Annotated in this window: 21 protein-coding genes; 9 read left to right on the forward strand and 12 right to left on the reverse strand. The window is 72.9% G+C overall.

Annotation, left to right across the window (positions count from 1 at the left end; all coding sequences use genetic code 11):
• The first annotated feature begins 18 nt into the window (after window positions 1-18).
• The gene (gene dnaG / locus NLX94_RS13510) at window positions 19-1,923 is read left to right on the forward strand and encodes a DNA primase (RefSeq protein ID WP_254382951.1); all 1,905 of its coding nucleotides are present in this window, start codon (window positions 19-21) and stop codon (window positions 1,921-1,923) included.
• A gap of 73 nt (window positions 1,924-1,996) precedes the next feature.
• On the opposite strand, the gene NLX94_RS13515 is transcribed toward dnaG, so the two are convergent.
• Window positions 1,997-2,545 (reverse strand): TetR/AcrR family transcriptional regulator, encoded by a 549-nt coding sequence (locus tag NLX94_RS13515; RefSeq protein WP_254382952.1) that lies wholly within the window; start codon window positions 2,543-2,545, stop codon window positions 1,997-1,999.
• Window positions 2,546-2,729: 184 nt separating this feature from the next.
• Window positions 2,730-3,212, reverse strand: coding sequence for a gamma-glutamylcyclotransferase family protein (locus tag NLX94_RS13520; protein WP_254382953.1), 483 nt, complete (start codon window positions 3,210-3,212; stop codon window positions 2,730-2,732).
• 263 nt (window positions 3,213-3,475) lie between these two features.
• Between NLX94_RS13520 and NLX94_RS13525 the strand changes: the two genes are divergently transcribed.
• The 4 genes from NLX94_RS13525 to NLX94_RS13545 all read left to right on the forward strand — a co-directional run bounded on the left by NLX94_RS13525 (window position 3,476) and on the right by NLX94_RS13545 (window position 7,101).
• Entirely contained in the window at window positions 3,476-4,183 is a 708-nt protein-coding gene (locus NLX94_RS13525; RefSeq protein ID WP_254382954.1) for a hypothetical protein, read from the forward strand.
• Window positions 4,180-5,472, forward strand: coding sequence for a HAMP domain-containing sensor histidine kinase (locus tag NLX94_RS38920; protein ID WP_308402427.1), 1,293 nt, complete (start codon window positions 4,180-4,182; stop codon window positions 5,470-5,472). The genes NLX94_RS13525 and NLX94_RS38920 overlap by 4 nt, the downstream gene beginning before the upstream one ends.
• 285 nt (window positions 5,473-5,757) lie before the next feature.
• Window positions 5,758-6,321, forward strand: a complete 564-nt coding sequence (locus NLX94_RS13540; protein WP_254382955.1) for a hypothetical protein — start codon at window positions 5,758-5,760, stop codon at window positions 6,319-6,321.
• A gap of 147 nt (window positions 6,322-6,468) precedes the next feature.
• Window positions 6,469-7,101, forward strand: coding sequence for a class F sortase (locus tag NLX94_RS13545; RefSeq protein ID WP_254382956.1), 633 nt, complete (start codon window positions 6,469-6,471; stop codon window positions 7,099-7,101).
• On the opposite strand, the gene NLX94_RS13550 is transcribed toward NLX94_RS13545, so the two are convergent.
• The 5 genes from NLX94_RS13550 to NLX94_RS13570 form a co-directional block, all read right to left on the reverse strand.
• Window positions 7,098-7,721 carry a helix-turn-helix transcriptional regulator gene (locus tag NLX94_RS13550; protein ID WP_254382957.1) on the reverse strand — a complete coding sequence of 208 codons (624 nt, stop codon included), beginning with the start codon at window positions 7,719-7,721 and terminating at the stop codon, window positions 7,098-7,100. The two genes, NLX94_RS13545 and NLX94_RS13550, sit on opposite strands and share 4 nt — an antisense overlap.
• 55 nt (window positions 7,722-7,776) lie before the next feature.
• Window positions 7,777-8,289 carry a hypothetical protein gene (locus NLX94_RS13555; RefSeq protein WP_254382958.1) on the reverse strand — a complete coding sequence of 171 codons (513 nt, stop codon included), beginning with the start codon at window positions 8,287-8,289 and terminating at the stop codon, window positions 7,777-7,779.
• Entirely contained in the window at window positions 8,286-9,272 is a 987-nt protein-coding gene (locus NLX94_RS13560; protein ID WP_254382959.1) for a class I SAM-dependent methyltransferase, read from the reverse strand. The genes NLX94_RS13555 and NLX94_RS13560 overlap by 4 nt, the downstream gene beginning before the upstream one ends.
• 40 nt (window positions 9,273-9,312) lie before the next feature.
• Window positions 9,313-10,089: a TSUP family transporter gene (locus tag NLX94_RS13565; protein ID WP_254382960.1), complete on the reverse strand. Its 777-nt coding sequence runs from the start codon at window positions 10,087-10,089 to the stop codon at window positions 9,313-9,315.
• Between the two features lie 479 nt (window positions 10,090-10,568).
• A complete protein-coding gene (locus NLX94_RS13570) occupies window positions 10,569-11,870 on the reverse strand; it encodes a ferric reductase-like transmembrane domain-containing protein (RefSeq protein WP_254382961.1) in 1,302 nt (433 codons plus the stop codon).
• 167 nt (window positions 11,871-12,037) lie between these two features.
• Here NLX94_RS13570 and NLX94_RS13575 point away from each other — a divergent pair, with 167 nt between their 5' ends.
• The 3 genes from NLX94_RS13575 to nirD are packed head-to-tail and all read left to right on the forward strand — an operon-like array spanning window position 12,038 to window position 16,265.
• Window positions 12,038-13,363 carry an NAD(P)/FAD-dependent oxidoreductase gene (locus NLX94_RS13575; RefSeq protein WP_254382962.1) on the forward strand — a complete coding sequence of 442 codons (1,326 nt, stop codon included), beginning with the start codon at window positions 12,038-12,040 and terminating at the stop codon, window positions 13,361-13,363.
• 2 nt (window positions 13,364-13,365) lie between these two features.
• Window positions 13,366-15,933 carry a nitrite reductase large subunit NirB gene (gene nirB, locus NLX94_RS13580; RefSeq protein ID WP_254382963.1) on the forward strand — a complete coding sequence of 856 codons (2,568 nt, stop codon included), beginning with the start codon at window positions 13,366-13,368 and terminating at the stop codon, window positions 15,931-15,933.
• Entirely contained in the window at window positions 15,930-16,265 is a 336-nt protein-coding gene (gene nirD / locus NLX94_RS13585; RefSeq protein WP_254382964.1) for a nitrite reductase small subunit NirD, read from the forward strand. Before nirB ends, nirD begins: the two co-directional genes overlap by 4 nt.
• Before the next feature lie 3 nt (window positions 16,266-16,268).
• Here nirD and NLX94_RS13590 read toward each other — a convergent pair whose 3' ends face one another.
• Window positions 16,269-16,676, reverse strand: coding sequence for a VOC family protein (locus NLX94_RS13590; protein ID WP_254382965.1), 408 nt, complete (start codon window positions 16,674-16,676; stop codon window positions 16,269-16,271).
• A 132-nt stretch (window positions 16,677-16,808) separates the two neighbouring features.
• Window positions 16,809-17,333 (reverse strand): group III truncated hemoglobin, encoded by a 525-nt coding sequence (locus NLX94_RS13595; protein WP_254382966.1) that lies wholly within the window; start codon window positions 17,331-17,333, stop codon window positions 16,809-16,811.
• Window positions 17,334-17,575: 242 nt separating this feature from the next.
• On the opposite strand from NLX94_RS13595, the gene NLX94_RS13600 reads away from it, so the two are divergent.
• On the forward strand, window positions 17,576-18,736 hold the full coding sequence (locus tag NLX94_RS13600) for an alkaline phosphatase PhoX (protein ID WP_254382967.1): 1,161 nt from the start codon (window positions 17,576-17,578) through the stop codon (window positions 18,734-18,736).
• 151 nt (window positions 18,737-18,887) lie between these two features.
• On the opposite strand, the gene NLX94_RS13605 is transcribed toward NLX94_RS13600, so the two are convergent.
• The 3 genes from NLX94_RS13605 to dusB form a co-directional block, all read right to left on the reverse strand.
• Window positions 18,888-19,973: a helix-turn-helix domain-containing protein gene (locus tag NLX94_RS13605; protein ID WP_254382968.1), complete on the reverse strand. Its 1,086-nt coding sequence runs from the start codon at window positions 19,971-19,973 to the stop codon at window positions 18,888-18,890.
• A gap of 469 nt (window positions 19,974-20,442) precedes the next feature.
• On the reverse strand, window positions 20,443-23,151 hold the full coding sequence (ppdK, locus tag NLX94_RS13610; protein WP_254382969.1) for a pyruvate, phosphate dikinase: 2,709 nt from the start codon (window positions 23,149-23,151) through the stop codon (window positions 20,443-20,445).
• Between the two features lie 375 nt (window positions 23,152-23,526).
• The gene (dusB, locus tag NLX94_RS13615) at window positions 23,527-24,669 is read right to left on the reverse strand and encodes a tRNA dihydrouridine synthase DusB (RefSeq protein ID WP_254382970.1); all 1,143 of its coding nucleotides are present in this window, start codon (window positions 24,667-24,669) and stop codon (window positions 23,527-23,529) included.
• Window positions 24,670-24,703 lie beyond the last annotated feature (34 nt).

Raw genomic sequence — 24,703 nt, forward strand, 5'->3', positions numbered from 1 at the left:
CGGCCGTAGACTTCACGCGTGGCAGGACGGATCAACGACGACGACGTGAAGGCGGTACGGGACGCGGTCCCGATCGACGCCGTGGTCTCGGAGTACCTCCAGCTGCGCAACGCCGGCGGCGGCAACCTCAAGGGCCTCTGCCCCTTCCACGACGAGAAGTCCCCGTCCTTCCAGGTCAGCCCCAGCAAGGGCTTCTACCACTGCTTCGGCTGCCAGGCGGGCGGGGACACCCTCGACTTCGTCATGAAGATCGACCACCTCTCCTTCTCGGAGGCGGTGGAGCGGCTCGCCGGCCTGGCCGGCATCACCCTGCGGTACGAAGAGGGCGGCTACACCGCCGGCACCAGCGGGCGCGGCGAGCGCATCCGGCTGGTCGAGGCGCACAAGGCCGCGGCCGCGTTCTACATGGACCAGCTCGGCAGCGCCGAAGCCGAGATCGGCCGCAAGTTCCTGGCCGAGCGCGGCTTCGACCAGGCCGCCGCCCAGCACTTCAGCGTCGGCTACAGCCCGGCCGGCTGGGACCACCTGACGCGCTTCCTTCGCGGCAAGGGCTTCAGCGACAAGGAGCTCATCACCTCGGGCCTGGCCCAGGACAGCCGCAGCGGAAAGCCCATCGACCGCTTCCGCGGCCGGCTGATGTGGCCCATCCGCGACATCAGCGGCGAGGTCGTCGGCTTCGGCGCGCGCAAGCTGCGCGAGGACGACAACGGCCCCAAGTACCTGAACACCCCCGAGACGGCGATCTACAAGAAGTCCCAGGTGCTGTACGGCATCGACCTGGCCAAGAAGGAGATCGCCAAGACCTCCCGGGCCGTGGTGGTCGAGGGCTACACCGATGTCATGGCCTGCCACATGGCCGGGGTCACCACCGCGATCGCCACCTGCGGCACCGCCTTCGGCGGCGACCACATCAAGATCCTGCGCCGGCTGCTCATGGACAACGCGACCGCCGAGGTGATCTTCACCTTCGACGGGGACGCGGCCGGGCAGAAGGCCGCGCTGCGGGCCTTCGAGGACGACCAGAAGTTCGCCGCGGAGACCTCCATCACCATCGCCCCCGGCGGCATGGACCCCTGCGACCTGCGGCTGGCCAAGGGCGACGCGGCCGTGGCGGACCTCGTCGAGGCGCGCACCCCGCTGTTCGAGTTCGCGCTGAAGCACATCGTGGCCCGGCACAACCTGGAGAACCCGGCGGGGCGGGCGGCCGCGCTGGAGGAAGCCGCCCCGGTCATCAAGAAGATCAAGAACGTCGCGATCCAGCACGAGTCGGCGGTGCAGCTCGCGGGCATGCTGGGCATGCGCGACGAGCAGTTCGTGGTCAAGCGGATCGCCCAGCTCGACCGCTGGGCCCGGGAGCGCGGCAACCAGCCCCAGCAGCAGCGCCGGGGGCAGGCCGACCACGCGTACGAGGACATCCCGGCGCCGGCCGCCACCCCCTCGGGTCCCGCGCTGAACCTGCGCAGCCCCGCCGCCCGTACCGAGCGCGAGCTGCTCAAGCTGGCGCTCCAGCGCCCCGCCCTGGTCTCCCCCGCCTTCGACGCGTACGGGATGGACGAGTTCACCGCCCCGCCGTACGCGGCGGTCCGCCAGGCCATCCTGGACGCCGGCGGCGCTTCGCTCGGCACCGAGGACTACGTGACCCGGGTCCGGGACGCCGCGCCGAACGACACCGTGCGCGCGCTGGTCACCGAACTCGTCGTCGAGGCCATCCACGCGAAGAACGTGGACGAGGTCTACGCCGGGGTCCAGCTGGTCCAGGTCAGGCTCCGCGCGGTCGACCGCCGGGTCCAGGAGATCCAGGGCACCCTGGCCCGCCTCGGCCACCAGGGCGCGCCGGAGCAGCTGGCGGCGGTCCAGGAGGAGTTGTGGGTCCTCCAGCAGTACGGCCAGCGCCTGCGCAACCGCGGCGCGGAAGGCCTCTAGGTCCCAGCGGCGTTCCGCTGTCCGGCCCGGCCAGGGGCGTCGCGCCCGTTCCGCCCGGCCTCATCGGTGATCGTCATGCGCCTTCTCCGCGGGCGGCCGCCACCGCCACCGCGGCGATGCGCGGCACGAGGGCCGGAGTCGGCGGCTGGGCCAGGAGGAACACCCAGGCGAAGGCGGTCCCGAGCACTGCGGCGTGAACCAGCGCGGGGTCTGCCCGCACGGCCAGTTCGCCCCGCGCGAAGGCCCGTTCGAGCAGGTCCGCCACCTGCACCCGCTCGCCGGCGATGAAGGTTTCCTGGAAGCGCGCGGCGATGTCCGGCTGCTGCTTCAGGTCCGCGAGCAGGCCGGGGGTCGCGGCGGCGACCACCGGGTCGGAGAAGATCCCCAGGATCAGCTGCGCGAGGGCGGCGAGGTCTCCGGTCAGCGATCCGGTGTCCGGCAGCGGCCGCGGTTCCCGCCCGTGCACGAGCGCGGAGAAGACCAGCTCGCCGCGCGAGGCGTGGCGGCGGTAGATGGCCGCTTTGCCCACGCGCGCTCGGGCGGCCACGGCGTCCACGGTCAGCGCGGCGTATCCCACGTCCAGCACCAACTCGCGCACCGCGTCACGGATCGCGTCGTCCACGCGGCTGTCCCGCGGCCGGCCAGGAGATCCCGCGCTACCTGGGCTGGACCCTGGCGGCGTGGGTCCTCCTCTGCGGCTGGATCCTCGAACCCTCCGGCTTCCCCCTCGGCCTCGTCCCGACCGCACTGCTCCTCCTCGCGCACCGCGCGCGCCCGGAGGCCCGCCCCGATCCGAAGGACACGCCCTAGCGGCGCAGCCAGTCGCCGCCCGGGATGGGGGTGCCGGAGCGGGCGAGGCGGTGGGCCAGGGGCGGGGCCGCCAGGTAGACCCAGGCGCGGACCGGGGTGCCGTCGGGGCGCAGGGCCTCGCGGGCGGTGCGGTCGTAGATGTTGGCGGGGTGTCCCGGGCCCGCGTACTCCTCGAGCAGGTCGAGCGCCGCGAGGAGTTCCGCGTAGGCCCCGGGGGCCGGGGTGATCAGCTCCCCGGCTATGGCGGAGCCGGGGCGGTCCACGGCGTACGGGTATCCGGGGCCCTCGTACAGGGCCGCGTCCGGGAGGCGGGCGGGCTCTTCGGCGGCCGTGCGGCCGCGCAGGAACAGGTCGTGGTTGACCTCGCCGGGGCGCAGGGTCCCGTAGACGAAGAACGGGAGCTCCTCCCGCTCCTCCCGCCCCTCCCGCTGCGGAATCGTTCCTTCGCCCTGGCCTTCCGGCCGATCGGCCGATGTCATGCGGCCCTCCCTCGATTCAGACTGATCTGCTGCTGAGCGGACTCCCGGCGACCACGGTCCACCCGGCCGTGGGGCACCGACCGTGGGACACCGGCCGTGGGACACCGACCGTCGGCCGGGGCCGAAAGTCCCGACTTCGGCCGCAGGAGCCCGCGTACGCACCGCTGTTACACGACCGCCCGGTCCCCGTGACCGACGCCGCCTACCGTCAGTCTGCCTCGCCGCCCGCCGCCCTCCCCCACCACCCGACGGTTCCGCCTCCCATGACTCGACCGACACTCCGCAGCCTCGCCGCCGCCCTGCTCTGCATCGGCCTCGGCGGCTGCGCCGCACCCGGCGGCCTCGGGCCCGGCGAGGTCGCGCCGCCCGTGTCCTCCCAGCCCCAGCCGAAGCCGCTGTGGCCCACCTGGACCGACTCCCCGAGCTCCGGCGGCACGCCGGTGGCCGGCCGGGTGCCGCCGCCGAAGCCGCTCGAGGGCGCTCCGCCCGTCGGGCCGGAGGGGATCGAGAAGATCGACGTGATGGCCGTGCTCCGCGCGGACAAGGGGATGAAACGCTTCGGCGACGGGAAGACCATCGAGGAGCCGGGCAAGGCCGGGGTCCGCCCGGCCCGGTTCGCGGACCTGACGGGCGACGGGAAGCCCGAGCTGATCGTCGCCGTCGACACCCCGACCGGGCGGTCGGTGCTGAGCGTCTACACCGCGGTCGGCAGGACGGTCGTTCCCATCCTGTCCACCAGCGGCCGGCGCCTGCGCGCCGAAACCGTCGGCACCGACCTGCTGGTCCGCACCACCGACGACGACGGCTCCGCGCACGACATCCGCTTCCACTGGGACGGCCAGCGGATGAGCGTCCTCAGCGACGAGCACAAGTTCGGCAACGCCATCCCCGCCCCGGGCTCCGGCACCTGCCCGGCCCCGCCGCCGTCCGGCCCCGCATCCTCCGCCCCCACCCACCGGGCGGCCAGGTGAAGCGCTTCCTGCTCCGCTGCCGCCGCCTCCCGCACACCCTCGGGCTGCGCTGGAAGATCGCCGTCCTGCTCGCGGCCGGCTGCTCGCTCGTCGCCCTCACCATCGGCGTCCTCATCCACGAGGCCCGCGCGGACCAGGTGGCCGACGCGGCGCGCAAGAGCGCCCTCGCGCAGCTCGTCCGGGTGCGGCAGGTGTACGAGCTCACGGGCCAGCTCGACTTCGACAAGGTCGGGGAGGCCGACGCCCGCCTCGACTGCCCGAGCCTGCCGGAGCCCCTGCGGCAGGCCGCCCTCTCCGGGCAGCGCACCACCTACCTGGACCTGCACGGCCGCCACCCGGCGGTGTGGGCCGCCCGGCCGGTCGGCGGCGACCAAGTGCTCTCCGTACGCCAGCCGCTGGTGGAGGAGCGGGCCGAACTGTGGGAACTGGACCAGAAGCTGATGGCCTTCGGCGTGATCGTCGTCACCCTCGCGGCGATCGGCGGGGCGGCGCTGGCCAGCCGGCTGAGCAAGGACCTGCGGTCGGCGGCCGAGACGGCCCGGCGGATCAGCACGGGCGAACTGGACGCGCGGATCGGCCCGTCGGGCGTGCCGGGGACGCGGGACGAGGTGGCCGAGCTGTCCGCGGCGGTCGACACGATGGCGGCGAGCCTGCAGCGGCGGCTGGTGGCGGAGCAGCGGTTCACTGCGGACGTGGCGCACGAACTGCGGACCCCGCTGACCGGTCTGCACACCGCCGCCGAACTGCTCCCGCCGGGGCGGCCCACGGAGCTGGTGCGCGACCGGGTCGCGGCCCTGCGCACCCTGACGGAGGACCTCCTGGAGGTGGCCCGGCTGGACGGGGACCGGGAGGTCGCCCAGCTGGACGCCCACCCGCTGGGGCCGCTGGTGGTGGCGATCACCCGGCGCTCGGGGGTGGAGGCCCGGGTCCTGGGCGCCGCCGCCGCCGACGACGGCAACGGCACGGTCCGCGTCCGCACGGATGCCCGGCGGCTGGAGCGGATCCTGACCAACCTGCTGGCCAACGCCCGCAGGCACGGCCGGGACCCGATCACCGTGACGGTGGCCGGCAACACGGTCACCGTCCGGGACCACGGGCCGGGCTTCCCCCGGACCCTGCTGCGGGACGGCCCGCAGCGGTTCCTGACGGGCGCGGCGGAACGCGGCCAGGGCACCGGCCTGGGCCTGACCATCGCCCTGGGCCAGGCCCAGGTCATCGGCGCCCGGATCACCCTCACCAACCCCGCCCCCACCGGGGCCTCGGCCACCGTCACCCTGCCTCCGGCCTGACCAATCCAGCCCCGCCGGCGTTTGAGGCGCGGGGTCCGGGGCGGAGCCCCGGGAAACGGAGAAAGGGCGGGGCGGGGACAGGCTCCGCGCAGCGGCGACCCGCACCCGCGAGGCCACGTCACCCGGACGGGGTGGGGCCCCACAAATGCCCCCGCACCTCACCCCACCTGCGAGAACAGGCCGTCAATCCCACCCTCCACCGCCAATCTGACACCACATCAGCAGGCGCCCGCCCCCGCTCCCGGGTTACCTCGGAGACACGACCCCGTGTCCACAGGAGCCCCCATGCGCCGACGCACCGCCCACGTGCTCACCGCCACCGCGCTGACCGCCGTCGCGTTCACCGGCCCGGTGGCCGGCGCGGTCGCCGCCGCGGACCTGGGCATGGCGGGCTTCGGCATGACGGGTTTCGTGGCCGGCGACTTCGCCCCGCTGGAGGTCTGGCCCAAGTCGGCCGCCCCCGGGACCACCGTCACCGTGAACACCAAGGCCTGCGGTCCCGGAAGTCGTGCCGAGGGCGACGCCACCACCGTCGGGGGCGGCCGCTTCACCCTGACCCCCGGCACCCACAAGGAGGTGGTCGTGGGGCAGTTCCAGGTCTCCCGCGGAGCCCACCCCGGCACCCACGCGATCGGAGCCACCTGCGCGAACGGCAAGTTCGCCACCGGCGACCTGATCGTCACCGAGCACGACCGCGCCCCCCAGGGCCACGTGCGCACCGGGGTGGGCGGTGGCACGACCACCACCACCGACCCCGTCAAGATCGCGGCGGGAGCGGCAGTGCTGGCCGCAACCGCCGTCGGCGGTACCTGGTTCCTGCGTCGCCGGGCGAGCGGCACGCGGAACTGACGGACGCCCACCGCGGCTCCGGCCGCGGTCCGACCGGTACCGTCCCCCGTCGCCCGCCCCGCGAGGTCCCCCCGTTCGCGGGGCCGGGCGACGGCCAGTCACCAGGTTCACGTCGCACATCACACGTCACCAAGCCGAGGGGGCCGCATGGAGGCAGAGGCACGCCGCGCCCGCGCCCGCGCCGGCGGGCTCGTCGCGCTCGCCGCCTGCGTCGGCGTCTGGCTCATCGGCAGCGGCTCCGGCGAGCCCGTCCGGCCGCCGCTGCCCTCCCCCGGTGAGGCACTGAGCGCACAGGCCCGGTTCCCCGGGGCCATCGCCGCGCTCCCCGGTTCCCCGCCCACCCGGATCCGGATCCCCTCCATCCGGGTGGACGCCCCGCTCACCGGGCTCGGGCTGCAGGCCGACGGCAGTCTCGAAGTGCCGCCGCCCGCCCGCCGGGACCTGGCGGGCTGGTACCGCGAGGGCACCACCCCGGGGGCCACGGGCACCGCCGTAGTCGCCGGGCACGTGGACGACGCCACCGGGCCGGCCGTCTTCTACCACCTCGGCGCGCTGCGCCGGGGCGCCCTGATCGAGATCGCCCGCGCTGATGGACGTACGGCCATGTTCACCGTCCACGCGGTGGAGGTCTACGACGCCAAGGCCTTCCCCGACTCCCGCGTGTACGGGTCCGCACCGCGCGCCGAGCTCCGCGTCATCACCTGCGGCGGGGGCTTCTCCCCGCGCACCGGCTACCAGGGCAACGTGGTCGTCTTCGCCCACCTGACGGGCACGTACTAGGCCGTCCGGCCGGTGGTGCGGACGACGGCCTGCTCGCCGTGGGGTCCGAACAGGTGCAGGATCTCCACCACCTCGCCCTCGGCGGGGCCGAACCAGTGGGGCTCGCCCGTGTCGAACTCGGCGACCTCCCCGGGGCGCAGGGTGAGGCTCCGCTCGCCGATGACGAGGTGGAGCTCGCCGGCGAGCACGTAGAGCCATTCGTAGCCGGCGTGGGTGACCAGCCTCGGCTCCCGGTACGCGAGCACCTGCTTGAAGACCTGGACCCGGCCCGGGTACGTCGTCAGGGGGACGAGGACGCTCCCGTCCCGGTGGCGGGGCTTCAGGTGGACGCGTGCGTCACCGGTGGCCGGGGCGGCCACGAGCTGGTCCAGGGCCACGCGGTGGGCCCGCGCGAGCGGGATGAGCAGTTCGAGCGTCGGGCGCCGTTTACCGGACTCCAGACGGGAGAGCGTGCTCACGGAGATCCCGGTGGTCCGCGCGAGCGCCTCCAGGGTGAGGCCGCGCCCGCGGCGCAGGGCGCGCAGGCGCGGGCCGATGGCGTCGAGGGTGCGGGCGAGCTCGGCGGGGTCGTCGGCTGCGTCGGCTCCGGTGGGTTCCGCGGGTCCGGCCTCCCTGTTCATGGGCCCATTTTTACGGGCCAGTGCTGCGACCCGGCAAACCCTTCCGGTCACAGCACTAGAACGCCGGCGCGTACCAGCGGCGGTGGACGTACGGCTCCACGCACAGGACCGCGGCGCCCGCCACGGCTCCGACCAGGAGCGAGGTCCAGCCGCCCCCGGCGACGAGCGCGCCGGCGCAGGCGGCGGCCACGACCAGCGGCCGGGCCAGGGTCAGCGGGCCGAGCCCGACGACCATGGCGAGGGTGCTGGCCCGGTACGGCAGGGTGAAGTAGGAGGCGAGCGAGAGCCCGACGGCGAGGGCGTAGGCCCCGAGCGGGACGAGGAAGCCGGTGCCGCCTTCGGCCAGGGCCCCGTACGCCCGGTCCGGGTCCTCGGCGAGCAGCAGGACGGCGCCGGCCGTGAGGGCGGGGGCCAGCAGCAGGACGGAGCCGACGGCCAGTCCGCGCAGGGCCGCGCGGACGACGGCACGGTGCTTGCGGATCCGGGCGTCCCGGCCGGCGTAGGCGCGGAAGCCGCTGAACGCCGCGTCGACGAGCCCGAGGACGGCGAGCGGCAGGACCGGGTTCACCGCGCGGCCCCGGCGGCGGCCGCCGCCCAGGACTCGGCATCGTGCCCCGGCGGTCGGCCGCGCGTCAGGTGCTCCGCGCCCACGAGCCGGCGGGAGGATCGTCCGAGGGCCTGGCGCAGCGGGTCCTCCAGGTAGGGGCGGATGCCGAGGACCGGGCGCAGGGTGGTGCAGAAGGGGTTGGCCAGGCCCCGGGGCTCGTAGAGCAGCGGCCGGATGCCCGGTACGGTCGCGGCGCGCAGCAGGGTTTCGTCGGAGTGGGCGCGCCGGGCGGAGACGACCCCGTCGTGGCGGCCGAGCGGATGGCGCATGCGGGCGCGGTGGAACATCCAGGCGCCCACGGGTGCCAGCCGGGTGGCGGCGATGTCGAAGTGGCAGAAGGCGAGCGCCTGGGAGTCGGCCTGGGCCTCGAAGAACGCCGCGAGGGCGGGGCCGCGGAAGTGGTGCAGCACGCCGGTGGAGACGTAGACGGTGGCGACCTCCGGCAGGTCGAAGGCATTGCCGTGGACGAACCGGCAGTCGAGCCCCTCGGCGCGGGCCAGCCGGTCGGCCTCGGCGACGAGGGCGGCGTCGAGGTCGACGCCGATCAGCTCGACGTTCGGGCCGAGGGCGCCGGTGGACGCCAGCCAGCGGACGAGGTAGCCGAGCCCGGACCCGATGTCGACCAGGCGGAACCGGCCGCGGCGGCCGGCGATCTCGCGGATGGCCTCGAACAGCGGGTCCAGTACGTCCACCAGCCGTTCCCCGACGCGCAGCTCCTCGCTGAGCCGCTGCAGCTCGGTGTGGACGCCGATCATCAGCCGGTCCACGGCGAGCGGGTCGAGGACGTCGTCGGGGCCGACCGGCAGCCCTGCGACGATCCGGGCCGCACGCGGGTCCCCGGCCTCGTCGAGGCGGCGGACCACATCACCCCGGCGCACCGGCAGTCGCGCCCCGCTGAGCGGATCGGTGACGGTGATCAGGTCGGATATCTCGAGGTGGGGCACGACGCAGACTTTATCCCCCTTGCGGCCGGCCCTCCGCAGGTCAGCCCCACTGTTCGAGGCCCAGCTTGACCACCAGGGCCCCGACGACCGTCAGGAGGACCCCGCGGACGAATCCGCTGCCCTTCTTCAGTGCCATCCGGGCGCCGATCATGGCGCCGGCCAGGTTGAACACGGCCATCAGGGCCGCCAGTTGCCACAGCACCATGCCCTGGTAGGCGAACATGGCGAGCGCCCCGGCGTTGGTGCACACGTTGACGATCTTCGCGGTGGCGGAGGCCGTCACCAGGTCGAGGTGGAGCAGGGCCGTCAGCGCCAGGACCAGGAAGGTGCCGGTGCCGGGGCCGATGAGCCCGTCGTAGAAGCCGATGCCGAGGCCGGCGAGGGCGATGGTCAGCAGCACCCTCCGACGGCTGACAGGCGCGGCCCCGGGCGCGGTGCCGAAGGCGGGGCGGAAGAGGACGAACGCCGCGACGACCACCAGGACCGCCATGATCAGCGGGCGCAGCGCGTCCTTGCTGATGCCGCCGGCGAGGGCGGCTCCGCCCATCGAGCCGGCGAGCGCGGCCAGGCCGATGCGGACGGCGAGCTTCACGTCCACCGGGGTCTTGCGCAGGTACGAGACGGCCGCGCCCGAGGTGCCGACGATGGCCACGGCCTTGTTGGTACCGAGGACGGTGGCGGGGTGGGCGTTCGGCAGGCCGAGCAGCAGCGCGGGCAGGAGGAGCAGGCCGCCGCCGCCCACGACGGCGTCGATCCAGCCGGCCGCGGCGGCGGCCACGCACAGCACGATGATCATGGTGGTCGATATCTCAGGCACGCCCCGACCCTATGGAGCAGATGGCTGCATCGGCCATCAATCCCCGGAAACTTGCGCAAAGGTTGAGCTTCGCCCGCCAGGAACCCGATCCGGGGCGACGGGAGCCGCCGGCTCCACCACCACGGTCAACACACTGGCGACCACCACACTGACCAGCCCGAGCCCACCCGCGAGCCGCCTCCCCGCCGGCACGGACCCCCACGCCACCAGCACCGCCCTGGCAGGCGAGGCCCGAGGCCTACGATGCCGTGCCAAACCCGGCCCCGCCGACGCCAAACCCAGCCCCGCCAAACCTAGCCCCTCCGGCGTTTGAGGAGCGGGGTCCGGGGCGGAGCCCCGGGGAACGGTGGAAGGGCGGGTAGGGGACTCCGCCCGCGCAGCGGCCAGGGACACGGGCAGGGTGACGTGCAACGGGTGACGCACGGAGCGGCGACCTCTCGGGTGAGGGTGCAGGGGCGGAAGGGAAATCGGGCGTGGGCTCAGAACCCAAAGCACTCCGCATGGATCCGCCCCACCGGCACCCCGGCCCGCACCAGCGCGGCCATCGTGGCGTCCGCCATCCCCGGCGGCCCGCACAGGAACACGTCGTGCTCCGCCAGCCCCGGAACCAGCGCCGCCAGCGCCTGCGGGGCCAGCGGATCGAAGGCCGCGCCCGACGGCCCGAGCAGGTAGCGCAGCCCGGCCTGCCGTTCGGCGGCGATGGCCTCCAGTTCGGAGCGCAGGACGAGCTGTTCCTCGGCGCCCGCCCGGTAGAGCAGGGTGATGTCACCGGGCCCGCCGGGCAGCGTCTCGAACAGCGCCCGCATCGGGGTGATTCCGACCCCGCCGGCGATCAGCAGCACCTTGGTCCGGGTCCGCCGCGCCGCGGTGAGCGCCCCGAAGGGCCCGGTGGCCAGCACCCGGGTGCCGGGGCGCAGCCGCCGGATCCGGCGGGAGTGGCCCCCCAGCGCCTTCACGGTGATCCGCAGGGTGTTCCCGCGGACCGGCGCGGACAGCGAGAAGGGCAGCGCGGTGTGCCACAGCCTGCGCTGCAGGAACCGCCAGCGCAGGAACTGCCCCGGCTCGGCGCGCAATTCCGCGAGGTGCTCCCCGTACACCAGAACGGAAACCACCCCGGGCCCCTCCACCCGGACCTCGGCGACCCGCAGCGCGTGCCGCAGGGCCTGCCGTACGGGGACCACGGCCCGGTACCAGACCAGCAGGACGGCGACCACGGCGTGGGCGAGGGCCCAGAACCATACGACGGGCCCCAGGTCGGGCCCGGCGAGCTGGTGCCCGAAGGCGAGCGCGGCGGCGAGGTACACCAGGAGGTGGATCCCCCGCCAGGTTTCGTGACTGACCCGGCGGCGTACGGAGCGCGCGGAGCTGATGCCGACGGCGGCCAGCAGCACGGTCCCGGCCGCCGCGGCGGCCAGCGCCGGGTACCCGAGCAGCCCCCGGACGGCCGACAGCACGTCGATCCCCCCGTGCACGGCGTAGCCGCAGAGCGCGAAGGCCGCGTGCCCGAAGCAGAGCAGCAGGACGTGGCGGCCGCCCAGCGCGTGCCAGCGGGCGAGCCGGGCCGCGCCCACCCCGTGCTCGACGGCGGGGACCCGGGCCATGAGGAACAGCAGGACGAGCACCCCGTACCCGGCGAGCAGCCCGGACAGGTGCGCGGCGGTGGCGAACAGCGCGTCGAGCCGGGCGGAGGGCCGCACCTGCGCGGCCCACAGCAGCGCGACGGCCCCCGCCCCGCCGAGCATCCCGCCCTTGACCCGAACCGCCATGTCCCGCTCTCGCATACGGCCACGCTAAGGGGGGTCCGGCGGGCTCCCCGGCCCTCCCGGTGATCCTTAAGGCGGCCTTGAGGAACGCCTCACGGGCAGTTAACCCGCTCGCTGAGGTCGGCGTTCCGTCAGGGAAACAAGGGCGATGCCGTGGGGAAACAGCGGCCGCGCACTCTCGTGTCATGACCTCGGAACAGCAACGCGTGGTGGTGATCGGCGGCGGCCTCGCCGGCCTGCGGCTCGCCGCCCGGCTGGGCGGGGACGTACGCGTCCTCGGCGAGGAGGCGCACGCCCCCTACAACCGGGTCCTCCTCGCGGAGGTCCTGGCCGGCCGGTACGCACCGGAGGTGACGGCCCTGCCGGCCCCCGGACCGGCGCTGCGCCGGGGCGTGCGGGCGGTACGGATCGACCGGGCGGAGCAGGTCGTGCACTGCGACGACGGCTCGGTCGAGCGGTACGGCACCCTCGTCCTGGCCACCGGGTCGAACCCGGTCCTCCCTCCCCTGCGCGGCCTCTTCGAACCGGAGGGCCGCGATCTCCCCGCCGGGGTCCACGCGTTCCGCACCATGGACGACTGCCTGGCCCTGTCGGCGGCCGTACGTCCCGGCGTGCGCGCGGTGGTGATCGGCGGCGGCCTCCTCGGCGTCTCGGCGGCCCGCGCCCTGGCCGAGCGGGGCGCCCAGGTCGTCCTCGCCCAGCAGGGCGAACGCCTGATGGAACGCCAGCTCGACGCGGAAGCCTCCGAGATCCTGCACACCCACCTGACCGGCATGGGCATCGAGATCCACACGGAATGCAGGGTCCGCGGCCTGTCGACGACCCCGCACCCTGCCGGCGGCATCAGCCGAAATCCAGCCCCTCCGGCGTTTGAGGAGCGGGGTCCGGGGCGGAGCCCCGGAACGCCTCGCAGGGTCACCGGGGTCGAGCTCGCCGACGGCTACCGCCTCGACGCCGACATCGTCGTCCTCGCCTGCGGAGTCCGCCCCCGCACGGGCCTCGCCCTGGCCGCCGGCCTCGACGTCGGCAAGGGCGTCCTCGTCGACGACGAACTCCGCACCAGCGACCCCCGCATCCACGCCATCGGCGACTGCGCCGAGCACGCCGGCCGGGTCTACGGCCTGGCCGGGCCCGCCCTGGAGCAGGCCGAGGCCCTCGCCGGAGTCCTGCTCGGAACCGGCCGGGGACTCACCGCGGACCCCGCCTACAACGGGACCCGCGCCCTGACCCGCCTCACCCTCACCGCCGGCGGCGACCGGCCCCTCGACCTCGCCGCCTTCGGCGAGACCACCCCGCGCCCCGGCGACGACGTGGTCCGGCTCACCGACGCCACCCGCCGCACCTACCGCAAGGTCGTCGTCCGGGGCGACCGCCTCGTCGGCGGGGTCCTGCTCGGCGAACTCTCCAGCGTGGGCGCCCTCGCCCGCAGCTGGGAGGACGGCGCCCCCCTCACCGACCAGCACGGTCCGACCGACCTGCACCACCTGCTCACCGACGACGGAGGCTCCTGATCATGGCCGAAGCCACGCCCACCCCCGCCCCGGCCACCCCCCAGGCCCCCGCCCCCTCGATCCTGCTCATCGGCCACGGCATGGTCGGCCAGCGCTACCTGGAGGCGCTCGCCGAACTCGGCGCCACCGCCACGCACCGGATCACCGTGCTCTGCGAGGAGCCCCGCCCCGCCTACGACCGCGTGCACCTGACCTCGTACTTCTCCGGCAGCACCCCCGAGGACCTCTCCCTCACCCCCGCCTCCTTCATGGCGGAGCACGGGATCTCCCTGCACCTCGACGACCCCGCCGAGAGCATCGACCGCGACGCCCGCACCGTCACCTCCCGCTCGGGGCGGGTGTTCCCGTACGACGTGCTCGTGCTCGCGACCGGCAGCTACCCCTTCGTCCCGCCGGTCCCCGGCAAGGACGCCCCGGGCTGCTTCGTCTACCGCACCATCGAGGACCTCCTCGCGATCGAGGAGTACGCGAAGACCCGGACCACCGGCGCCGTGGTCGGCGGCGGACTGCTCGGGCTGGAGGCCGCCGGCGCCCTCCAGGGCCTCGGGCTCACCACCCGCATCGTGGAGTTCGCTCCCCGCCTGATGCCCGTCCAGGTCGACGAGGGCGGCGGCGCCGCCCTGCTGCGCACCATCGAGGACATGGGGCTCACCGTCCACACGGGCGTCGGCACCCAGGCGGTCCTCACCGGCCCGGACGGCGCGGTCAGCGGCATGAAGCTGTCCGACGGCTCCACGGTCGACACCGACCTGGTCGTCTTCTCCGCCGGGGTCCGCCCCCGCGACCAGCTGGCCCGCGAGAGCGGCCTCGCCGTCGGCGAACGCGGAGGCATCTCCGTCGACGCCCGCTGCCGCACCTCCGACCCGCACGTCTACGCCATCGGCGAGTGCGCGCTCGCCTCCGACGGCCGGGTCTACGGCCTGGTCGCCCCCGGGTACGAGATGGCGGAGACGGCCGCGGCCGACCTGCTGGGCCGCGAGAAGGAGTTCACCGGCGCCGACCTCTCCACCAAGCTCAAGCTCCTCGGCGTGGACGTGGCCTCCTTCGGCGACGCCCACGGCGCGACCGAGGGCAGCCTCGACGTCGTCTACTCCGACTCCCGCTCCGGTGTCTACAAGAAGGTGGTCGTCTCCGCCGAAGGCGTCCTGCTCGGCGGAGTCCTCGTCGGCGACGCCGACTCCTACGGCCTGCTGCGCCCGCTCACCGGCTCGGTACCGCCCGTCACCCCCGAGCAGCTGGTGCTGCCAGCCGGTGCCGGTGCGCCCGTCGCGCTGGGCCCGGCCTCGCTCCCGGACGGCGCGGTGATCTGCTCCTGCCACAACGTCACCAAGAAGGCCATCACCGCCCACACGACGGTGCCCGAGGTCAAGAAGTGCACCAAGGCGGGCACCGGCTGCGGCAGCTGCCTCAAGGTGATCGGCCAGCTGATGCCGCCGGCCGCCGACAAAGGTCTCTGCGACTGCTTCTCCTACACCCGCGCCGAGCTCTACGAGATCGTCCGCACCCTGCGCGTGACCTCGTACGAGAAGCTCCTCGACAGCCACGGCCGCGAGGAGGCCCGCGGCGGCGAGGGCTGCGAGGTCTGCAAGCCCACCGTCGGTTCGATCATCGCCTCGCTCGCCCCCACCCTCGGCGCGAGCGGCTACGTCCTGGACGGGGAGCAGGCCGCCCTCCAGGACACCAACGACCACTTCCTCGCCAACATGCAGCGCAACGGCTCGTACTCGGTCGTCCCGCGCATCCCCGGCGGCGAGATCACCCCCGACAAGCTCATCGTGATCGGCGAGGTGGCCCGCGACTTCGGCCTCTACACGAAGATCACCGGCGGGCAGCGCATCGACCTCTTCGGCGCCGCCATCGACCAGCTCCCCCGCATCTGGGCCCGGCTCGTCGAGGCCGGATTCGAGTCCGGGCACGCGTACGGAAAGGCCCTGCGGACGGTGAAGTCCTGCGTGGGCCAGACCTGGTGCCGCTACGGGGTCCAGGACTCGGTGCGGATGGCCATCGACCTGGAGCTGCGCTACCGGGGCCTGCGCGCCCCGCACAAGCTCAAGTCGGCGGTCTCCGGCTGCGCCCGCGAGTGCGCGGAGGCGCAGAGCAAGGACTTCGGGATCATCGCCACGGCGAGCGGCTGGAACCTCTACGTCGGCGGCAACGGCGGGGCCACCCCGCGCCACGCCGACCTCCTCGCGCAGGACCTGTCCGACGCCGAACTGGTCCGGCTCATCGACCGGTTCCTGATGTTCTACATCCGCACCGCCGACCGGCTGGAGCGGACCTCCACCTGGCTGGACCGGCTGGAGGGCGGCCTCGACCACCTGCGGGACGTGATCGTGCACGACTCGCTCGGACTGTGCGCCGAGCTGGAGTCCCTGATGGCCGACCACGTGGCGCACTACCGCGACGAATGGGCCGAGACCCTGGACGACCCGGAGCGGCTGCGCCGGTTCGTGTCCTTCGTCAACGCCCCGGGCGCACCCGACCCGAGCGTGAAGTTCGTCCCCGAACGCGGCCAGGTCAAGCCCGACCTGACCGTCCTCACCCTGGAACCCCTGGGAGGCACCCGATGACCGTGGAACTGCAGGTGGCCGAGGGCTGGCTCACCGTGTGCGAGCTCTCGGCGCTGATCCCCGGGCGCGGGGTGGCGGCGCTGCTGCCCGACGGGAGCCAGGCCGCCGTGTTCGTCGACCGCTCGGGACGCCCGTACGCCATCGGCAACCGGGACCCCTTCACCGGGGCGCAGGTGCTCTCGCGCGGGCTGATCGGCTCGGCCGGCGGGCGGCCCTTCGTGGCGTCGCCGCTGCTCAAGCAGCGCTTCGACCTGGAGTCGGGGCACTGCCTGGACGACGAGGAGGTGGCGGTCCGGACCTACCCGGTGCGGACCGCCGCGACCTCCGCCTGAGGCTCAGCCCTGGATCATCGACGGGTCCATCCACATGATCTCCCAGGTGTGCCCGTCGAGGTCCTCGAAGGCGCGGCCGTACATGGTGCCGTAGTCCTGGGCGTCGCGCGGCTCGGTGGCACCCGCCGCCAGGGCCGTGTCCACGGTCTCGTCCACCTTGGCGCGGCTCTCGGCGCTCAGACACAGCAGCACCGAGGTGCTGGTGGCGGTGTCGGCGATGGCCTTGTGGGTGAAGGACTTGAAGCGCTCCTCGGCCAGGAACATCGCGACGATGGTGTCGGTGATGGGCATCGAAGCGGTGCTCTCGTCGGTGAACTGGGCGTTGAAGGAGTAGCCGAGCTTCCCCCAGAAGGTCTTGGTGGCCTCGAGGTCCTTGACCGGCAGGTTGACGAAGATCATGGTGGAGGACATCGCGGTCTCTCTTCTCTCGGCGCGTGTGGTTGCGTTCCGTTGCTTTCGAGAGGTAGACCGCGGGTCCCCGGGGAACTCATCGCTCCCGGCGGAGTTTTTTCAGATTTCTTCGACGTCCTACGAAACCGCAGGTCAGGCCGTCATCGAGCGCAGCTCCAGGGCCGCCAGCGGTACGAAGCCCACCGTGCCCTCGCCGCGCAGCAGCTCCGGGCCGTCCCCGGCCAGCCGCTTGAGCATGGTCAGCGCGATCCGCTCGCCCACCGCCTTGGCCCGCTCCGCGTTCGGCCCCCGGTGCAGTCCGTCGATCGTGGCCCGCCACAGCTGCACCCAGCGGCCGAAGTCCTCGGCGGTCATCGCGCGGGCCGACTGGAGGGCCGCGTGCGGGGCGAAGGCGTTGCGCCGGTAGTCGGCGCTGCGGAAGAGGGCCCGCTCCCAGAAGTCGGTGATCCGGGGCAGGTGCACGTCGAGGTCGGTACCGGCGATCTCCGTGAAGAAGGGCCCGATCCGCGGATCGGCGAAGGCCGCCGTGTAGAAGCGACGCAGGACGACGTCGAGGTCGGCGCGGCCGGTGATGTCGGCGGTGCCGGCTGCGCCCGCTGCGCCCGCCGTGTCCGTTGCGTCCGCCGTGTCCGCTGCGTCTTCGGAGAAGTGGCTCATCACTCCACCATGCTCCCGCACCCGGCTCCTCCCCAGGGCAGAAAGTCCCCTATGGGGCCGCCCCGCTCCCCTTCCGCGGCACGGGGATTTCGGAATATCCCCCTCAGGAGGATTGACCTCGCGCCGGTCGCTCCCGCGTCATATGGAATTGACGTCACGTCAACTCGACGCTTCTAAGTTCCTGCACGCGTGCGTGACTCCCGCCCGACCGGGCGCGGAGCCCCTCCTCCACAGGAGTGACCGTGGAACGTCGTACCTTCCTTCGCGGGGCCGTCATCGGCTCCTCCGCCGCCGCCTTCGGCGGCACGCTGATGCACGGCGCGGCCTACGCGGCCCCCGCCCAGCCCGGCGCCGGTCCCTACGGGGCGCTCGGCGCCGCCGACGCCAACGGCATCATGCTGCCCGCCGGCTTCAGCAGCCGGGTGATAGCCCGCTCCGGCCAGACGGTCTCGGGCACCTCGTACACCTGGCACAGCGCCCCGGACGGCGGCGCCTGTTTCGCCGACGGCACGGGCTGGATCTACGTGTCGAACTCGGAGATCAACCCCTCCGGCGGGGCGAGCGCGGTGAAGTTCAACTCCTCGGGCACGGTCACCGGCGCCTACCGGATCCTCTCCAACACCCGCCAGAACTGCGCGGGCGGCAAGACCCCGTGGAACACCTGGCTGTCCTGCGAGGAGGTCAGCCTCGGCTACGTCTACGAGACCGACCCCTACGGCGTGAACGCGGCCGTGCAGCGCCCCGCGATGGGCCGCTTCAAGCACGAGGCGGCCGCCGCCGACCCGGTGCGCCAGGTCATCTACCTGACCGAGGACGAGAGCAGCGGCTGCTTCTACCGCTTCATCCCCACCACCTGGGGCAACCTCTCCTCCGGCACCCTCCAGGTCCTCAAGGCCGGCACCGCCACCTCCGGCTCCTTCACCTGGGCCAACGTCCCCGACCCGGACGGCTCGCCGACCGCGACGCGCAGCCAGGTCTCGGGCTCGAAGAAGTTCAACGGCGGCGAGGGCTGCCACTACGCCAACGACACGGTGTGGTTCACGACCAAGGGCGACAACCGCGTCTGGCAGCTCAACCTCACGAACAGCACCTACGAGCTGGCCTACGACGACTCCCTCGTGCCCGGCGGCGCGGCCCCGCTGACGGGCGTGGACAACGTCACCGGCTCCTCGTACGGCGACCTGTACGTGGCCGAGGACGGCGGCAACATGGAGATCTGCGTGATCACCCCGGACGACGTGGTCGCCCCCTTCCTCCGCATCACCGGCCAGTCCTCCTCGGAGATCACCGGCCCGGCCTTCTCCCCCGCCGGCAACCGCCTCTACTTCAGCAGCCAGCGCGGCACGAGCGGCAGCTCCACGGGCGGCATCACGTACGAGGTCACGGGCCCGTTCCGCACCTGACCACTGCTCCACATCCAGCCGCGCCGGGCCACATCCAGCCCCGCCGGCGTTTGAGGCGCGGGGGTCCGGGGGCAGAGCCCCCGGCAACGGCGCCGCACGGCACCACCAACCGCGCCCCGGCGGGTCTCGAACCCGCCGGGGCGCGGCCGTGTCACGACACCACGGCCCCACCCTTGAGCAGCGCAGCTCCAAGCGGCGTCACCGTGTGCAGCACGGCGTTGCCCCGCCGCAGCGTGGTGACCAGCCCGGCCTCCCGCATCACCCCCGCGTGCTGGCTCGCGGAGGCCAGCGACACCCCGGCCCGCCGTGCCAGCTCGCTCGTGGTGGCCCCGTCCCCGATCGCCTGGAGCACCACCGACCGGGTGTGCCCGACGAGCTTGCCCAGGGTGTGCTGGCGGTGCCGGCGCCGCTCCTCCGCCGGCCGGGCCGCCTCGCCGCCGGCCTGCGCCGAGGAGGGCTCGGCCGCCGCCGGATACACCAGTACGGGCGGCAGCTCCGGATCGTGCAGGGTCACCGCCGTGCGGCGGCAGAAGAAGGAGGGCTGGAGCAGGAGCCCGCGCCCCCGGAGCCGTACGTCCCGGTCCACGGGGTAGTCGCACTCCAGCACCGGGGCCCGCCACCGCAGCATCGGCGGCAGCGAGGCCAGCAGCTCGTCCGCGCCCCCGTCGAGCAGGGCCCGCCCCCGCGCGGCCCGCTCCGCCTCGATCTGGGCCTGGATGTGGCTCCAGTACGGCTCCACGGCCGCCCGGTGGTACCCGCGCAGCTCCCCCAGCAGCCGGGGCAGGTGCGCGGTGTCCCCCTCCATGAAGTCCCGCAGCCGCCGCGGGACCGGGGGCTCTGAGCCCCGGTACGGGCCCCCGCCGGCCGCCACCGGCATCCCGAAGGCCGCGGCCATGCCGGAGCCCGCCTCGACGCTCCGGCCGACCAGCGCGAGCTCGCGCCGCAGCCGCTCGGGGCGGATCCCGCGCAGTGCGTCGAGGCCCACGTCCCACCCGTACTGCCCCTCCGCGGGGGTCAGGAAATCGGGGAAATACCCGCGGCTCGGTATCAGCGCGCCGAGAAGTCGCGTTTCACCATTCAGCCTGGTGCGTGTTTCCGCACGCCAATCGCCGAAGAGCCGGGTATCGCGCCGGTCCCGTAAACGGTGAAAACTCAAGATGGTTTCCCACAACGCATCCGGACGCCCTGCCATCCTTACGCGTGCGAGGTCCACTCCCGTGAAATGGATACGCAGCACCCGAACCCCCACCTGTGCAACCGCAATCCCCCCGCCCCTCGAGTATGCACGCCGTCACACGTGGTCACCATGGCCTTTCAGCCACAGTTGAAACCCCTTTCGGCGAAGGTGTGACAACCGAAATCCTGTACTCCGCCGGGCACACTCCGGCGCGACCGAAACGCTCCGCGAAGGCCGTGGGGGGCTTTGCGGGGCCTGGCGGTCGGTCGCACCGGGAAGCGCCGACGTGTCCGGCGGATAGGCGACAGGCGGTGGACGGGTGGGGATCCGTCCGCCGCCTGTTGCCGTTAAGGCATCTGGAACAACATTGAACCAATACTGGGCCCCGGGAAGACCGGGGAACCACGTGGCCGGGGACGCCGGAGAACCCCCGAGAGCCCCCCGAAAATAGACGCGCCTGCCACCGGACGTCAGGGAACCCGGGGGCAGGCGCGGTCGAGGGGGCCCCGTCATCGGGGCCGCGGCGGGGTCAGCGGCTGTCGCTGCCCTTCGCGTCGGCGGCGGCGCGGCCGGCCTCCAGGCGCGCGACCGGAATCCGGAACGGCGAGCAGGAGACGTAGTCCAGGCCGACCTCGTGGAAGAAGTGGACGGACTCGGGGTCGCCGCCGTGCTCTCCGCAGACGCCGAGCTTGAGGTCGGGGCGGGTGGCCCGGCCGGCCTCCACGGCGCTGCGGACCAGCGCACCGACGCCGTCGCGGTCGATGGTCTCGAAGGGCGAGACCCCGAAGATGCCCTTCTCCAGGTAGGCGGTGAAGAAGCTGGCCTCGACGTCGTCGCGGGAGAAGCCCCACACGGTCTGGGTCAGGTCGTTCGTGCCGAAGGAGAAGAACTGCGCGGCCTCGGCGATCTGGCCGGCGGTGAGGGCGGCGCGGGGCAGCTCGATCATGGTGCCGATGGTCAGCCGCAGGTCGGTGCCGGTGGCGGCCTCGACCTCGGCGATGACCGCGTCGGCCTCCTCGCGGACGATCTCCAGCTCCTGGACGGTGCCGACCAGCGGGACCATGATCTCGGCGCGCGGGTCGCCCTTGGCGTTCTTGCGCTCGGCCGCGGCCTCGGCGATCGCCCGGACCTGCATCTTGAACAGGCCGGGGATGACCAGGCCGAGGCGGACTCCGCGCAGACCCAGCATCGGGTTCTGCTCGTGCAGCTTGTGCACCGCCTGGAGCAGGCGCAGGTCGTTCTCGTTGGCGTCCTTGCGGGACTCGGCGAGGGCGACGCGCACCGAGAGCTCGGTGATGTCGGGCAGGAACTCGTGCAGCGGCGGGTCGAGCAGGCGCACGGTGACGGGCAGCCCGTCCATGGCCTCGAACAGCTCGACGAAGTCCTTCTTCTGGAGCGGCAGGAGGGCACTGAGTGCCTCCTCGCGCTCGTCGTCGGTGTCGGCGAGGATCAGTCGCTCCACGAGTTCGCGGCGCTCACCGAGGAACATGTGCTCGGTGCGGCACAGGCCGATGCCCTGGGCGCCGAAGCGGCGGGCGCGCAGCGCGTCCTCGGCGTTGTCGGCGTTGGCCCGTACGCGCAGGCGGCGGACGCGGTCGGCGTAGGCCATGATCCGGTGCACGGCGGCGACGAGCTCGTCGGCGTCGTCGGCGCCGGCGTGCATGCGGCCCTCGAAGTACTCGACGACCGGGGACGGTACGACGGGTACCTCACCGAGGTAGACCTTGCCGGTGGAGCCGTCGATGGAGACGACGTCGCCCTCTTCGACGACCGTTCCGCCGACCGTCATGCGGCGGCGCTTGGTGTCGACCTCCAGGTCCTCGGCGCCGCAGACGCAGGTCTTGCCCATGCCGCGGGCGACGACGGCGGCGTGCGAGGTCTTGCCGCCGCGCGAGGTCAGGATCCCCTCGGAGGCGATCATGCCGTCCAGGTCGTCGGGGTTGGTCTCGCGGCGGATCAGGATGACCTTCTCGCCGGAGCGGGACCACTTGACGGCCGTGTAGGAGTCGAAGACGGCCTTGCCGACGGCCGCGCCCGGGGAGGCGGCGATGCCGCGGCCGAGCAGGGTCGTGCTGGCACCCTCGTCGAAGCGCGGGAACATCAGCTGCGCGAGCTGGGCGCCGTTGACGCGCTGGAGGGCCTCGGCCTCGTCGATGAGGCCCTGGTCCACGAGCTGGGTGGCGATGCGGAAGGCGGCGCCGGCGGTGCGCTTGCCGACGCGGGTCTGGAGCATCCACAGCTGGCCGCGCTCGATGGTGAACTCGATGTCGCAGAGATCCTTGTAGTGGGTCTCCAGCGTCGTCATGATCGTCATGAGCTGGTCGTACGAGACCTTGTCGATGGTCTCCAGGTCCGCGAGCGGCACGGTGTTGCGGATGCCCGCGACCACGTCCTCGCCCTGGGCGTTCTGCAGGTAGTCGCCGTAGACGCCCGCGTGGCCGGTGGCCGGGTCGCGGGTGAAGGCGACGCCGGTGCCCGAGTCGGGGCCGAGGTTGCCGAAGACCATGGAGCAGATGTTGACCGCGGTGCCCAGGTCGCTCGGGATGCGCTCCTGGCGGCGGTAGAGCTTGGCGCGGTCGGTGTTCCAGGAGTTGAAGACCGCTTCGACGGCGAGGTCGAGCTGCTCGCGGGCGTCCTGCGGGAACTCGCGGCCGGCCTGCTTGGCGACGATCTTCTTGAAGCCGGCGACCAGCTTCTTGAGGTCGGCGGCGTCGAGGTCGGTGTCGACCGTGACGTTCTTGGCGGCCTTGGCCTCGTCGAGGGCCTCTTCGAACAGCTCGCCGTCCACGCCGAGGACGGTCTTGCCGAACATCTGGATCAGGCGGCGGTACGAGTCCCACGCGAAGCGCTCGTTGCCCGCCTGGGCGGCGAGGCCGGTGACGGAGTCGTCGGAGAGGCCGATGTTGAGGACCGTGTCCATCATGCCCGGCATCGAGAACTTGGCGCCGGAACGCACGGAGACCAGCAGCGGGTCGTCCGACTGGCCGAGCTTCTTGCCCATCTTCGCCTCGAGGGCGGCGAGGTGCGCGCTGACCTCTTCGCGCAGCTCGGCCGGGGCCTCGCCGCTGTCGAGGTAGACCTTGCAGGCCTCGGTGGTGATGGTGAAGCCGGGAGGGACCGGCAGACCCAGGTTGGTCATCTCGGCGAGGTTGGCACCCTTGCCGCCGAGAAGGTCCTTGAGGTCGCGGTTGCCCTCCGTGAAGTCGTAGACGAACTTCTGATCTTTGTTTTCCGACACGGGTCTCGACTCCTCGAGGCTCGGTGGCTGCCCTGACGGCCAGGAACATACCCAGATCGAAGGCTTATGGGTACGTCCACTTGGCGGTCATGTGGCCGTAACCAGCCGACTGCCAGCAGATCCAATGTAACTGGTGAGTAGCCAAAACCTACGAAGACCCTTCAGGTCCCGAAGGGTGAGGTGCCCACTGAGGCTTGTTTCCGCTCGGATGAGCGATCATCGATACATTTGCGTTCAAGAGTTGAACGAACAAAGGGTGGCACCCAGTGCCACCCTTTGAAAGTCTTACCCGTGACCATCGCGCTCATCTGAGCGAAACCTCACCCATGCGTGGCGTATGTCACGCCGTCGGCGGCACGTTTTGCCACCTGTTTCTCAGCCGCCGGACGTGTCCAGTTCCGCGTCCTCGCTCACGCCCGCGCAGTCGTACGGATCGTTCAACCAGCCCTCGGGCAGGACAACCCGGTTGTTTCCGGACGTACGGCCCCGAGGACCGTCCGCGCTGTCGGGCCAGGGCTGATCCAGATCCAGCTCGCTCAGATGAGCGTCCAGCTCGGCCAGGGAGGAGGTCACGGCGAGCTTCTGCCGCATCTCCGAGCCGACCGAGAAGCCCTTGGTGTACCAGGCCACGTGCTTACGGAAGTCGATCACCCCGCGCGCCTCGTCGCCGATCCACTCCCCCAGCAGCTCGGCGTGGCGCAGCATCGTGCGCGCGACCTCGCGCAGGGTCGGCTTGTGGAAGTCCTCCGGACGCCCCTCGAAGGCCGCGACCAGGTCGTTGAACAGCCACGGCCGCCCCAGGCAGCCGCGTCCCACGACCACGCCGTCGCAGCCGGTCTCGCGGACCATCCGCAGCGCGTCCTCGGCGCACCAGATGTCGCCGTTGCCGAGCACCGGGATCTCCGGGACGTGCTCCTTGAGCCGTGCGATGGCCTCCCAGTCGGCGGTGCCGCCGTAGTGCTGGGCGGTGGTGCGGCCGTGCAGGGCTATGGCGGTGACGCCCTCCTCGACGGCGATCCGGCCGGCGTCGAGGTAGGTGAGGTGGTCGTCGTTGATGCCCTTGCGCATCTTCATGGTCACCGGCAGGTCGCCGGCGCCCGCGACGGCCTCGCGCAGGATCGCGCGCAGCAGGTTGCGCTTGTACGGGAGGGCCGAGCCGCCGCCCTTGCGGGTGACCTTGGGCACCGGGCAGCCGAAGTTGAGGTCGATGTGGTCGGCGCGGTCCTCTTCGACGATCATGCGGACCGCCTTGCCGACCGTCGCGGGGTCGACTCCGTACAGCTGGATCGACCGGGGCTTCTCGGTCTCGTCGAAGTGGATCAGCTGCATGGTCTTCTCGTTGCGCTCGACCAGGGCCCGGGTCGTGATCATCTCGCTCACGAACAGCCCCTTGCCGCCCGAGAACTCGCGGCACAGGGTACGGAACGGGGCATTGGTGATGCCGGCCATCGGCGCGAGCACCACCGGGGGCTGCACGGTGTGCGGGCCGATCGCGAGAGGCGGGGGGAGCGTGGTCATCCCACCATTGTGGCTCAGCCGCGCCGTTGATCGC

Source organism: Streptomyces sp. TBY4 (genome assembly GCF_024213195.1).
Lineage (GTDB): Bacteria > Actinomycetota > Actinomycetes > Streptomycetales > Streptomycetaceae > Streptomyces.

Coding starts and splice junctions, on each gene's coding strand:
- NLX94_RS13520 (WP_254382953.1), bottom strand. CDS start 3,212: ATGACATCGGCCGATCGGCCGGAAGGCCAGGGCGAAGGAACGATTCCG.
- NLX94_RS13525 (WP_254382954.1), top strand. CDS start 3,476: ATGACTCGACCGACACTCCGCAGCCTCGCCGCCGCCCTGCTCTGCATC.
- NLX94_RS13540 (WP_254382955.1), top strand. CDS start 5,758: ATGCGCCGACGCACCGCCCACGTGCTCACCGCCACCGCGCTGACCGCC.
- NLX94_RS13545 (WP_254382956.1), top strand. CDS start 6,469: ATGGAGGCAGAGGCACGCCGCGCCCGCGCCCGCGCCGGCGGGCTCGTC.
- NLX94_RS13550 (WP_254382957.1), bottom strand. CDS start 7,721: ATGAACAGGGAGGCCGGACCCGCGGAACCCACCGGAGCCGACGCAGCC.
- NLX94_RS13570 (WP_254382961.1), bottom strand. CDS start 11,870: ATGCGAGAGCGGGACATGGCGGTTCGGGTCAAGGGCGGGATGCTCGGC.
- NLX94_RS13575 (WP_254382962.1), top strand. CDS start 12,038: ATGACCTCGGAACAGCAACGCGTGGTGGTGATCGGCGGCGGCCTCGCC.
- nirB (WP_254382963.1), top strand. CDS start 13,366: ATGGCCGAAGCCACGCCCACCCCCGCCCCGGCCACCCCCCAGGCCCCC.
- nirD (WP_254382964.1), top strand. CDS start 15,930: ATGACCGTGGAACTGCAGGTGGCCGAGGGCTGGCTCACCGTGTGCGAG.
- NLX94_RS13590 (WP_254382965.1), bottom strand. CDS start 16,676: ATGTCCTCCACCATGATCTTCGTCAACCTGCCGGTCAAGGACCTCGAG.
- NLX94_RS13595 (WP_254382966.1), bottom strand. CDS start 17,333: ATGAGCCACTTCTCCGAAGACGCAGCGGACACGGCGGACGCAACGGAC.
- dusB (WP_254382970.1), bottom strand. CDS start 24,669: ATGACCACGCTCCCCCCGCCTCTCGCGATCGGCCCGCACACCGTGCAG.